11 protein-coding genes and 1 other RNA gene are annotated in these 11676 nt (G+C 51.4%); 8 read left to right on the forward strand and 4 right to left on the reverse strand.

Going from position 1 to position 11676, the window contains the following annotated elements; genetic code table 11:
- Positions 1-33: 33 nt before the first annotated feature.
- Genes xseB through VIR50_RS00680 form a run of 3 tightly spaced genes read right to left on the reverse strand, consistent with a single transcriptional unit; the run spans position 34 to position 2984 of the window.
- On the reverse strand, positions 34-234 hold the full coding sequence (gene xseB / locus VIR50_RS00670; protein ID WP_331933222.1) for an exodeoxyribonuclease VII small subunit: 201 nt from the start codon (positions 232-234) through the stop codon (positions 34-36).
- A gap of 46 nt (positions 235-280) precedes the next feature.
- Positions 281-1579: an exodeoxyribonuclease VII large subunit gene (gene xseA / locus VIR50_RS00675; RefSeq protein ID WP_331933223.1), complete on the reverse strand. Its 1299-nt coding sequence runs from the start codon at positions 1577-1579 to the stop codon at positions 281-283.
- A gap of 1 nt (position 1580) precedes the next feature.
- The gene (locus tag VIR50_RS00680) at positions 1581-2984 is read right to left on the reverse strand and encodes a S8 family peptidase (protein WP_331933224.1); all 1404 of its coding nucleotides are present in this window, start codon (positions 2982-2984) and stop codon (positions 1581-1583) included.
- Positions 2985-3789: 805 nt separating this feature from the next.
- Here VIR50_RS00680 and VIR50_RS00685 point away from each other — a divergent pair.
- The 8 genes from VIR50_RS00685 (at position 3790) to VIR50_RS00720 (ending at position 11159) form a co-directional block, all read left to right on the forward strand.
- The gene (locus tag VIR50_RS00685; RefSeq protein ID WP_331933225.1) at positions 3790-5154 is read left to right on the forward strand and encodes an MATE family efflux transporter; all 1365 of its coding nucleotides are present in this window, start codon (positions 3790-3792) and stop codon (positions 5152-5154) included.
- Entirely contained in the window at positions 5151-5783 is a 633-nt protein-coding gene (locus VIR50_RS00690; RefSeq protein ID WP_331933226.1) for a cytidylate kinase-like family protein, read from the forward strand. Before VIR50_RS00685 ends, VIR50_RS00690 begins: the two co-directional genes overlap by 4 nt.
- Positions 5784-6293, forward strand: coding sequence for a metallophosphoesterase family protein (locus tag VIR50_RS00695; RefSeq protein WP_331933227.1), 510 nt, complete (start codon positions 5784-5786; stop codon positions 6291-6293). It begins immediately after the preceding gene.
- A gap of 22 nt (positions 6294-6315) precedes the next feature.
- A complete protein-coding gene (gene rfbB / locus VIR50_RS00700) occupies positions 6316-7464 on the forward strand; it encodes a dTDP-glucose 4,6-dehydratase (protein WP_331933228.1) in 1149 nt (382 codons plus the stop codon).
- A 73-nt stretch (positions 7465-7537) separates the two neighbouring features.
- The gene (gene purT / locus VIR50_RS00705) at positions 7538-8701 is read left to right on the forward strand and encodes a formate-dependent phosphoribosylglycinamide formyltransferase (RefSeq protein ID WP_331933229.1); all 1164 of its coding nucleotides are present in this window, start codon (positions 7538-7540) and stop codon (positions 8699-8701) included.
- Complete coding sequence (locus VIR50_RS00710; protein ID WP_331933232.1) at positions 8701-9117, forward strand: sugar 3,4-ketoisomerase; 417 nt, start codon at positions 8701-8703, stop codon at positions 9115-9117. Before purT ends, VIR50_RS00710 begins: the two co-directional genes overlap by 1 nt.
- A 9-nt stretch (positions 9118-9126) precedes the next feature.
- Positions 9127-10065, forward strand: a complete 939-nt coding sequence (locus tag VIR50_RS00715) for a GNAT family N-acetyltransferase (RefSeq protein ID WP_331933230.1) — start codon at positions 9127-9129, stop codon at positions 10063-10065.
- Positions 10062-11159: a DegT/DnrJ/EryC1/StrS family aminotransferase gene (locus VIR50_RS00720; RefSeq protein ID WP_331933231.1), complete on the forward strand. Its 1098-nt coding sequence runs from the start codon at positions 10062-10064 to the stop codon at positions 11157-11159. Before VIR50_RS00715 ends, VIR50_RS00720 begins: the two co-directional genes overlap by 4 nt.
- 113 nt (positions 11160-11272) lie before the next feature.
- On the opposite strand, the gene ssrA is transcribed toward VIR50_RS00720, so the two are convergent.
- Positions 11273-11672, reverse strand: a transfer-messenger RNA (tmRNA) gene (gene ssrA, locus VIR50_RS00725).
- Between the last annotated feature and the right edge of the window lie 4 nt (positions 11673-11676).

Consider the following 11676-nt stretch of genomic DNA (forward strand, 5'->3'; position numbering starts at 1 on the left):
TATATTTCATAAGCCATTCATAGGCCCATAAACCTATTTGGGGCCTCCATCGAGTATTTTCTTTATCTCTTGATCGGCCTTGGTAAGCCTATCCTTGCAGAGCTTCAGCAGTTTTTGCGCCTTCTTCAGCCTATCGGCCATCTCGTCAATGTCAAGCTCATTGTTTTCCATTTGGTCCACAATCAGCTCCAATTGCTTTACGGCGTCCTCGTATTTTATTTCTTCTTTTGCCATATACCTTATTATATTATAGTCATTTTTTCATGCTGTCGGAGCGTCGCTACTTCTCCACTACCGAACTGACGCTGCCCCGACCGAGCTTTGTCTCTATCCTATCACCAGCCTTCAGTTGCTTGGCGTCACGCACAATGCGCCCGTTGAGCAGCGTCAGGCTGTAGCCCCGCTTCAAGGGCAACGCAGGATCAAGCGCCTTGGTGCGCTGTTCCATGAGGGCCAACCGATAGGCAGCGTGCTCCAAACGGCGCATGGCCGATGGCCCTAACCTACCCGTCAGGAAATCCACCCGGTGCTGTTCGGCTGCCAACCGCCCCGTAGCCGCCGAGGCCATGGCCAAGAACAACCGTTGCAACGTGGCCTCCCTACGCTCTCGAACCAAGGAAAACACCATGGGAATCTTCTCGCTCAACCGCCTTAAGCGCTGCTCTTCCAGCTCCATTCGCCGACTTACGCTCCGCACGACACGCTCTTGCGCGTCGAGCAAACGCTGATATACACTTTCCAAATGGCCGATAAGGAAAGCGGCGGCGGCCGTTGGCGTCTTCACACTGCGGTAAGCTACCAAGTCAAGAATGCTCTCATCACGCTCATGACCTATACCCGTAATGATGGGCAGTGGGAAATTGGCCACGTTCTCGGCCAACTCCAACGTGTCAAAACCACTCAAATCGCTCGTCGCACCGCCACCCCTGATAATCACGACCACGTCGAATTGGTCGGCCCGGGCATTGATGGCATTGAGCGCACTGATGACATTGGCGCTGACAGACTCGCCCTGCATCGAGGCGGAAAACAAGCGAGGAGCGAACCAAAGACCATGTTCGTTGGCCGACAACTGATCCATAAAATCGCCATAGCCGGCCGCGTTGGCACTCGAAATGACGGCCACACGCTGCGCGAACATAGGAAACGACAGCTCCTTTTGCAGCTCGAACACGCCTTCTTCACGTAAAATGCGAATAATCTCTTGTCGCCGACGGGCCATGTCGCCCATGGTGAACTCGGGATGGACGTCGGTCACGATCCACGAAAAGCCGTAAGCCTCGTGGAAATTGGCCGTTACCTTGAGCAAAACCTTCATGCCCGGGCGCATCGACTGCCCCGTCACACGCTCGAAATGGCGACGCACGAAGGCCCACGTATTGCTCCAGCACTTGGCCGAAGCCTTGGCCACGGGCGTATGACTGCCCTCTTCTTTCTGCACAAGTTCCATGTAGCAGTGGCCGCGAACCTCACGAAGCTCCGACAACTCGGCCTCTACCCAATACTCATCGGGCATGGTGAGGACCAACGTTTGCCTAACCAAATTGTTGAGTTCGTATAGTGTCAGTCCCTGCTCCATGCTATTTCAGCTTTTTACCGGCCTGCAAGGCTTTCCAAAAATCGGGAATGCCATAGCCGTAAATGTTATCGGGATGGAGCGTATTGCTACCGCTCTGTCTCACTAATTCCATAATCTCACGGGCCGATTTGCCGGGCAATGCCTGCCACAGACAGGCCACCAAGCCCGCCACTAACGGCGCCGAGAACGATGTACCGATGTCGTTGATGATGGTACCACGCCCCGACAACAAGGCCGTAGGACTGCCAAAGGCGACCACATCGGGCTTTACCCGCCCGTCGGCCGAGGGCCCCACCGAGCTGAAAGGCGCGTTCACGCCCTCAGGGGTGACAGCCCCCACGGTAAGGATGTCGGCGGCGTCGGCCGGCACATTGATTTTCTTCCAAGCTCCCATGCCCTCATTGCCGGCGCTATTGACCAACACGATTCCCTTGGAAGCCAAGAGAGAAGCCATCCGCGATATGAGCGCTTGGCGGCCGTCAAGGTCCCAATAATGATAACTTGTGGCCTTGTCGTCATATTCATGATAACCCAACGACGAGTTGATGACGTCCACTCCGGCCGAATCGGCATACTCCACGGCCTGCGTCCAGAAGTCTTCCTCGGCGAGACTCTCGGTCTGATGGGCTTCTGTTCTTAGCAACATGTAAGACGCCTGCGGCGCCGAGCCAACGTAAACATCGGGCTGATTGACGGCCATTACCGACAAAACCTTGGTTCCATGCTCCATTTCCTGAAAGAGATTGGGCGACTTCGGGATTACAAAATCACGCAAACCCACCAGCTTCAGCCGATGGAAAGCCGGTATCTTGTCAACATTCATGAAACCGGCGTCGAGCACGGCTATCACCATTCCCTTGCCCCGATAGCCCGCATCGTGCAGTCGAATGCCATTGAGGCTGCCCAACTGGTCCTTGGTAATACCGTAAGGATGGTGCGAAAGGGTGTCCCACTCCTGAAACTCCTTGCGAAACGACTGGCGGGCCGACGTCTCATAGAGCTTGGGCGATGAGAAAACGAGCTTCACGCCGCTGACAAATGGCAACTTCATGACACGGTCCATCGCCGATGGCTTGGCACAGCTGACGAGCAGCGAGTTGTTCCATTTGCTCTTACCCACGACGCTTACGCCCTTCACACCCACGGCTTCCACGTACTTAGCCGACACGGGCAGGTCGGTGGAATCCAAGGGCAGACGCTGCCGTTGGCGCCGTTCGATGGCTCGTAAAGAAAGAAACTCCTCGGGATTTTGAAGCGAATAGCCGTTGCCGGCCTTGTCTTTTAAGGTTACACGATAGAGAAAACATTTGCCACCGGGGAACGCCGTCCTCCGGGAAGAGCCGTCCTCCGCGAACAATGCCGAACAAACGGTCAATAAAATGCTTAAAAACAAAAGTTTTCTCATGAATCTATGCCTACGTTTTTAGTGATGCAAAAATAGGTAAAACCATTCAAACTACAAAACTTCCATCTGTTTTAATTTACCCCATAGCCTATCCGTCATGCCCTCCCAAGGGGTCGCCCGATGAGTCGATAGGCCATGACGGGCACTTACCAAGCAGGTAAAACGGGTACCGTTTTGTAAAAATAAACGTATAAAAATTAACACTTCAGAAACTCATCATCTAAGTATTGATAAGCAAGAAAACTGCCACGGAAAGATCGTTTTAGACCTACGCCGGTGCCCAAGTCTCTCTCCTACCATGCCAAAGCACTGCTTTAACAACACCAAAGCATGGCTTTCATCCTTCTGAAAGGCTGCTATGACACGCCCATAAAGCCACCAACGAGCCACAAAAAAGCCATCTTAAAACGATGAAAGAATATAATCAATTGGTTATCAACAGATTAAAAAACAGATAAAACTACACATATTTACCCGCAAAAAATATTTTCTTGAAAAATAAGCAGCCACGCATCGGTTTTTGTAAAAATATCGGATAGTTTTTAACACTTGGCCTCCCATACCATCACCGCTATGCTCCGAGCCTATTAACGAGGGGCAATGGGCCTTCCATTGGTTTTTATTTTGTTTTTCTTTGCTATTTAAGCGGTTTGCACTATCTTTGCATAAGATAGGCTACACTCGGGAAACGGAGAATTAATTCTCTTTCCACTCGTTTGCACTATCTTTGTAGAAGATAAGTTGCGCTCGGCAATCTGTGAATCAATTCACACGATAGCGCATACTGTTCGCATACGAATTATATATGGACAATCGAAAAGCTACATTAGAACTCGGCACCAAACCCATTGGTCCTCTCCTGCTACAATATGCTCTTCCGGCTATCATTGCCATGACAGCCTCATCGCTTTATAACATCATCGACCGCATATTCATCGGCCAAGTGGTAGGTTCGATGGCCATATCGGGCTTAGCCATCACCTTTCCTTTCATGAATCTGTCGAGTGCTTTCGGCGCTGCCGTGGGCATAGGAGCCTCTACGGCCATCTCCGTAAAGCTGGGACAGAAGGATTATACCACGGCGGAGAACATTCTGGGCAACACTGTTACGCTCAACATCATCGTGGGTTTGGTGCTCGGAGCGGTGTGTTTATTCTTCCTCGACCCCATTCTTCGCTTCTTCGGGGCCAGCGATGCCACGATACCTTACGCCCGCGACTTCATGCAGGTGATACTGATGGGCAACGTGTTTACCCACATGTATTTCGGCATGAACGCCGTCCTGCGGGCCGCCAGCAAACCTCGGCAAGCCATGTATGCCACGATGTTCACGGTGGCTTGCAACATATTACTCGATATTATCTTCATTTGGTGGTGGCATTGGGGCATTCGTGGGGCCGCGTTTGCCACCATCATCTCACAGATATTGGCCCTCTTGTGGCAACTAAAGCTGTTTAGCAACCAAAAAGAGCTGCTCCATCTGAAGCGGGGTATTTATCGGTTGAAAGCCAATTTGGTGAAAAACATCATCGGGATTGGTATTTCTCCTTTCCTCATGAACGTGTGTGCCTGCATCATAGTCATCTTTATGAACAACCAATTCGTAAAGTACGGCGGCGACATGGCGGTCGGAGCCTACGGCATAAGCAACGGTATCGCCACGGTGTTCGTCATGTTTGTCATGGGTATTAACCAAGGCATGCAGCCCATCGCGGGCTATAACTACGGCGCACAACGCATGGACCGTGTGCTGCAAGTGCTGAAACAAAGCGTTCTCTACGCCACGGCCATCATGACGATAGGCTGGCTGGTGGCCATGTTTCTGTCGTATTACTGCGCACGAATGTTCACTTCCGATCCCCGACTCATCGAGTTGGCCATCCCGGCCATACGCATCAACATGCTGGTATTCCCCATCATCGGCTATCAGATGGTGGTGACCAACTTCTTCCAGTGTATCGGCAAGGTGAAAATCAGCATATTCCTCAGCCTCTCAAGGCAGCTCCTGCTCCTTCTTCCGCTATTGGCCGTACTGCCACGGTTCTGGGGTGTCAAGGGCGTATGGTACGCCTTGCCCGCCTCCGACTTGTCCGCTGCCGTCATAGCAGCCACGATTATGCTGGTATATATGAGAAAATTCAGTCGAACTTATAACACTACTGCCCCATGAACAACGACAACCACATTATCAATATAGGACGAGAGATTGGCAGTGGCGGCCTGATGATAGCCCGTCAATTGGCCCATGACTTGGAATTTGCGTTCTATGACAAGGAGCTTCTCGACCTTGCGGCCAAGGAAAGTGGCTTCAGCAAGAAGTTCTTTGAGCAAAACGACGAGTGCAAAGGCTTCATGCGATCTTTCTTCCATGCCCATGTGCCGCTGTTGGGAGAAAACAATTTCTACACCAATGACTTCTCTCAAGAGAGTCTTTATCAGTTTCAGAGCGACGCGATTCGTAAAGCTGCCGACCAATCCGACTGCGTTTTCGTCGGAAGAACGGCCGATTACATCCTCCGCGACTACCCTAACACCGTCAATATCTTCATCACTGCCCCATTGGAAGAACGCATGGAGCGTATCGCCGAGCGCCATCAACTTGACAAGGAGGCTGCCCGCAAGTATATAGAAGCCAAGGACGAGAGCCGTTCGGCCTACTATAACTACTACACGGGCAAGAAATGGGGACACGCATCGAGCTATGATCTCTGCGTCAACTCAAATCTTTTGGGATTGGAAGGCACCGTGGCCTTCATCGAAGAGTTCATCCGTAAACGTTTCAATCTGCCCACTCCGTAAATGAAAAAGATAGGAATCATCAGCGACACGCATGCCTATTGGGACGAAAAATACAAGGTCTACTTGGGCGATTGCGACGAGATATGGCATGCGGGGGACATCGGTTCCACCGAATTGGCCGACCGTTTCGAGGCCATGAAGCCCACGTTTCGTGCCGTGTATGGCAATTGCGACGGCTACGACCTGCGGGGCCGATATTCCGAAGTGCTGCGTTTCAAGTGCGAGGACGTTGATGTCATGATGACCCACATAGGCGGTTATCCCGGCAAATACGACCGTTCGATAGTCAATAAGCTGTTCGCCTCGCCGCCAAACCTATTCATTTCGGGCCATTCTCATATCCTTAAAGTCATGCCCGACAAGGCTTTGAACCTGCTACATGTCAACCCCGGCGCCGCGGGACTCCAAGGATGGCACCGCGAACGCACCCTCGTGAGGCTCACCATCGATGGCAACAAGTTCACCGATTGTGAGGTTATCACGCTCGGAAACAAACATTCAACCTTTTGATTACATATTTATTATTAACTATATGAAAACATATTTGGTCACCGGAGCCGCGGGATTCATCGGCGCCAACTACATTAAATACTTGCTACATCGCAAATATAAGGACGAGAATATCAAAGTTATCATCCTCGACGCGCTGACTTATGCCGGCAATTTGGGCACTATAAAGGACGACATCGACAACGATAGGTGCGTGTTTGTGCGTGGTGACATCCGCGACCGTGAGCTGGCCGACCGACTGTTTGCCGAGTACGACATTGATTATCTTGTCAACTTTGCGGCCGAGAGCCATGTGGATCGCAGCATAGAAGACCCTCAATTGTTCCTAAGTGTCAACATTTTAGGCACGCAGAACTTGCTTGACGCCGCCCGACGGGCATGGGTGGACGGCAAGGATGAGCAGGGCTATCCCACTTGGAAAGCCGGAAAACGTTTCCATCAGGTATCTACCGACGAGGTGTATGGCAGCTTGGGAGCCGATGGTTTCTTCACCGAGGACACGCCATTGTGCCCCCACAGTCCTTACAGTGCCAGCAAAACGAGCGCCGATATGTTTGTCATGGCCTATCGGGACACCTATCACATGCCGGTCACCATTACCCGTTGTTCCAACAACTATGGTCCCTATCATTTCCCGGAAAAGCTCATCCCGCTCATCATCAATAACATTCTTGAGGGCAAGAAGCTACCCGTTTACGGCGAAGGGCTCAACGTTCGCGACTGGCTTTACGTGGAGGACCATTGCAAAGCCATAGACATGGTGGTACGCCAAGGCCGTGAGGGCGAGGTCTACAACGTGGGGGGACACAACGAAATGACCAACATCGACATTGTGAAACTCACCATCAAGACCATCAGGGATATGATGGAAGCCGATAAGAACTTACGTCTCATCCTTAAAAAGCAAGTTCTCGACGCCCAAGGGGACATCGATATAAGTTGGATTAATAATGAATTAATCACTCATGTGGCCGATCGTTTGGGCCACGACCAGCGCTATGCCATCGATCCTACGAAGATAAAAGAGGAGCTGGGCTGGTATCCCGAGACAAGATTTGCCGACGGTATCGTCAAGACAATCCAATGGAATCTCAACAACCAGTCATGGATTAAGGAAGTAACCAGCGGCGATTACCAGCAATATTACGATAAAATGTACGGAGATAGATAAGCCCTTGCACGGTAATAAATAAGATAATCCGATGTAATAAATAAGATAATGTACGGTTATAAATAAGATTCAGATGAAAAAGATCATGTTATTGGGCTCAGGAGAACTGGGCAAGGAGTTTGTTATTGCGGCCAAACGAGCCGGTCTTTACGTCGTTGCATGCGACAAATACGACAATGCGCCGGCCATGCAGGTGGCTGATGAGCGTGAGATTTTCAGCATGTTGGACGGCGATGCGCTCACGGCAGCCGTGAATAAGCACCGCCCCGACATCATCGTTCCCGAGATAGAAGCCATCCGAACCGAGCGTTTGTTCGACTTTGAGCAGCAAGGTATTCAGGTTGTTCCATCCGCTCGAGCCGTCAATTACACCATGAATCGCCGTGCAATCCGTGATTTGGCGTCACAAGAATTGGGCTTGCGCACCGCCAAATACTTCTATGCGAAGACCTTTGATGAGTTTAAGAGGGCGGCGGACGCCATCGGTTTCCCCTGCGTTGTGAAGCCTTTGATGAGTTCCAGTGGGCATGGGCAGAGCTATGTGCACAACGATGACGAGCTCGAAGCTGCGTTCCGCGACGCCATGGAGGAAGGACGAGGCGACGTAAAGGAAGTGATTATCGAGGAATTTATTGACTTTGACTCCGAATTTACCCTGCTTACGGTCACCCAAAAGGACGCTCCCACCCTCTTCTGTCCGCCTATCGGGCACATCCAAAAGGGCGGAGATTACCGTGAGAGTTGGCAACCGTTCCAACTATCGGCCGATGCTTTGAGGCAAGCAGAGCACATGGCAGAGGCCGTAACCAAAGCGTTGACCGGCTATGGCTTATGGGGCGTGGAGTTCTTCATGACCAAACAAGGTGAAGTTATCTTCTCCGAACTCAGTCCAAGGCCCCATGACACGGGCATGGTGACCCTCGGTCACACGACAAACCTTAGTGAGTTTGAACTTCATTTACGTGCTGTGATGGGCTGGCCCATACCTGCCATTCACTTAGAGCACTGTGGTTGCAGCGCCGTTGTGCTGGCTAAGGAGGACGCCGACCATGAACCGGCCTATCATTTGCAGGAAGCACTGAAGGAAGATCGCACCCGCGTGCGCATATTCGGCAAGCCCGAGCAGCACGTCAACCGACGAATGGGCGTGGTATTGTGCTACGGTGAGGTGGGCGACGACATCAACCAACTACGTGACAAGGCCAAACGTGTAGCTTCAACCATCATTCCCGATTGATGAACGAGCGGCCTCTTGGAGAAATCATCGAGCTTCCGAGGATTGCGGATCCACGCGGTAACCTGACGATAGCTGAACAGTTCCGGCACATCCCGTTTGAAATCAAACGGGTGTACTGGACTTATGACGTGCCCGGAGGTGAAAGCCGGGGTGGTCATGCCCATCGTCATTGCCGGTCGGTAGTGGTCGCCGTGAGCGGCAGTTTCGACGTAGTGCTCGACAACGGCAGGCAAAAGCAAACCTACCACATGAACCATCCCTATCAAGGATTGGTGATAGAAACGGGCATTTGGCGCACTTTGGAGGACTTCTCAAGCGGCGCCGTGTGCTTAGTTCTCGCATCGGAAGCGTTTGAGGAAGCCGATTACATCCGCGATTACAAGCAGTTCCGCGACTACGTAGCCGCTTCCAAATAAGGGCAGAGCATGTTTGAGATAAGACGATACACCCCCGATTTGGAGCAAGAATGGAATAGGTTTGTGGCCGATTCCAAGAATGGCACATTCCTTTTTGACCGCAACTACATGGATTACCACCAACAACGGTTCACCGACAGCTCACTCCTTTTCTACCGCAAAGGCAAACCTTACGCCCTCCTACCTGCCAACTTGCAAGACCAAACGCTCTTTTCGCACGCCGGACTCAGCTATGGTGGTCTCATCATGAGCCCGAACACCACGGCCGCAGCTACGCTCACGCTATTTGAAGAGCTGAATACTTACCTTCGCAACGTCGGCATTGACAAAGTCATTTACAAGAGCATACCCTCGATTTACCATCAAATGGCCGCCGAAGAAGACCTCTACGCCATCTTCCGCACATGCCAAGCACGACTTGCGGCCCGACAAATAGGCTCGGTCATCGCCCAAAATAGCGAGATAAAATGGCAGCGCATGCGCCGCAGGGCCGTGCGACGAGCCGATGAACAAGGTATAACCGTGGCACAGAGCGACGACTTTGCCGGCTTTTGGAAGGTGTTGGAACACAACCTAAGCAGCCGATACGGCGTTAAACCCGTGCACGATATTGAGGAAATACTGCTGCTTAAATCACGCTTTCCTCATCATATTCAACTTTATACAGCCACGAAAGACGGCGAGATATGGGGCGGAGTGGTCCTCTATCTCACCCCTCAAGCGGCACACGCACAGTACAGCGCCACCACCGAGCAAGGCAAGCGATGGGGCGCCATCGACAAAATCTACGATGAAATCATCCACCGCCTGCTGACCACTTACCGCTATTTTGACTTCGGAATATCGACAGAGAGAGGAGGAACATACCTCAATGACAACCTCATTTTCCAAAAAGAAGGCTATGGCGCACGTGGTTTGTGCTGGGATTGGTACGAATGGAACTTATGAAAATAGAATATCTATCTTTAAAAAAAGTAACCGACTTGCACCGTGAAGAAATACATGACGCCGTCAATAGCGTCGTGGCGAGCGGTCAATACTTACAAGCGGAGCAGACAAAAGGCTTTGAAAACGAATACGCGGCTTATCTTGGAAGCCGCCATTGCGTAGGTTGTGGCAACGGGCTCGACGCTTTGACCCTCATCTTCAGGGCTTATAAGGAAATGGGAAAGCTGAAAGACGGCGACGAAATCCTCGTTCCGGCCAACACCTACATCGCTTCCATCCTCGCCATCACCGAGAACGGGCTGAAACCCGTACTGGTAGAACCCTACTATTCATCGCTTGAGATTGACGATTTCCTCATGCAACGGGCCATCACACCACGCTGCAAAGCCCTTCTCTTGGTACATCTTTACGGTCGTTGCGCCATGAATGAGGCCATCGCCGAAGCCTGCCGACGCCATAACCTGCTACTCATTGAGGACAACGCGCAGGCCCATGGCTGCACGTATAACCAACTGAAGACCGGTCATTTGGGCCATGCCGCGGCCCACAGCTTCTATCCCACCAAAAACTTAGGCGCATTGGGCGACGCCGGATGCGTAACAACGGACTGTCAGGAACTGGCCACGCTCATCCGCACACTGGGCAATTATGGGGCTGAACGCAAGCATTACCACAGCCATAAAGGCGTCAACAGTCGCATGGATGAGCTCCAAGCGGCCGTACTTCGGGTGAAACTGAAATATTTAGATAAGGAAAACGCACGGCGAAAAGCCATAGCCGAATACATGATAGCTAACATAGATAACCCTAAAATATCGTTATCATTCGACCCGATAGCCGACAATGTGCACCATATATTCCCCGTTTTCAGCAATCAACGCAATGATTTGCAGGCCTTTTTGCTCACCAACGGCATAGAAACGGCCATCCACTACCCCGTGGCACCCCATCGCCAACGCTGTTATAAAGGCTGGAACAAACTGTCGTTTCCCATTACCGAGCTTCTCGCAAGGACCGAACTCAGCATACCCTGCAACCCTACGCTCACCGATAACGAGGTAGAATACATCGTCGAAACACTCAACCGATTTTAAGAAAAAGCCACCCAAAGAAATAAACAAGCTAAAAACACAATAGCCGCAACCCATCAGAGTTGCGGCTATTGTTTTTCGATAACCTCGCTTGCGGCCCCTTTCGGAACTGTCATTCGTGGAGCTGGTGGGATTCGAACCCACGTCCGCACAAGGAAACCATACGCTTTCTACATGCTTATTCCGGTCTTCATTGTCGGGTATCAGCAAGACCCGGACCACCAACTGATACCTTATCCTCTAAAATTTCACAAGAGTTTCGAGGCCAACTCCTGCTATTTCCGATTGTCCTGCACCGCTTATTCCTCCGATTCGGAACCACATCTTTGGAGCGATGTCTCGTCACATCACCTTGTAATGTGATAAAGCCAGTAATCTACTATGCTTCGATTAGGCAGCGAGAGCGTAATTGTTTTCGCCAATTAATTGTTCGTCCACTCTGATTATGGAGGTAGCCGACGAGCCTCCGCATGCTTACGTACCATTTCATCTCGCCGTCAAATCCATGTCAACCCCGAGT

Source organism: Prevotella sp. (genome assembly GCF_036570325.1).
Classification (GTDB): Bacteria; Bacteroidota; Bacteroidia; order Bacteroidales; family Bacteroidaceae; genus Prevotella.

Bases quoted from the DNA above. Each gene is read 5' to 3' on its own strand.
- xseB (WP_331933222.1), bottom strand. From the start codon at position 234: ATGGCAAAAGAAGAAATAAAATACGAGGACGCCGTAAAGCAATTGGAG.
- xseA (WP_331933223.1), bottom strand. From the start codon at position 1,579: ATGGAGCAGGGACTGACACTATACGAACTCAACAATTTGGTTAGGCAA.
- VIR50_RS00680 (WP_331933224.1), bottom strand. From the start codon at position 2,984: ATGAGAAAACTTTTGTTTTTAAGCATTTTATTGACCGTTTGTTCGGCA.
- VIR50_RS00685 (WP_331933225.1), top strand. From the start codon at position 3,790: ATGGACAATCGAAAAGCTACATTAGAACTCGGCACCAAACCCATTGGT.
- VIR50_RS00690 (WP_331933226.1), top strand. From the start codon at position 5,151: ATGAACAACGACAACCACATTATCAATATAGGACGAGAGATTGGCAGT.
- VIR50_RS00695 (WP_331933227.1), top strand. From the start codon at position 5,784: ATGAAAAAGATAGGAATCATCAGCGACACGCATGCCTATTGGGACGAA.
- rfbB (WP_331933228.1), top strand. From the start codon at position 6,316: ATGAAAACATATTTGGTCACCGGAGCCGCGGGATTCATCGGCGCCAAC.
- purT (WP_331933229.1), top strand. From the start codon at position 7,538: ATGAAAAAGATCATGTTATTGGGCTCAGGAGAACTGGGCAAGGAGTTT.
- VIR50_RS00710 (WP_331933232.1), top strand. From the start codon at position 8,701: ATGAACGAGCGGCCTCTTGGAGAAATCATCGAGCTTCCGAGGATTGCG.
- VIR50_RS00715 (WP_331933230.1), top strand. From the start codon at position 9,127: ATGTTTGAGATAAGACGATACACCCCCGATTTGGAGCAAGAATGGAAT.
- VIR50_RS00720 (WP_331933231.1), top strand. From the start codon at position 10,062: ATGAAAATAGAATATCTATCTTTAAAAAAAGTAACCGACTTGCACCGT.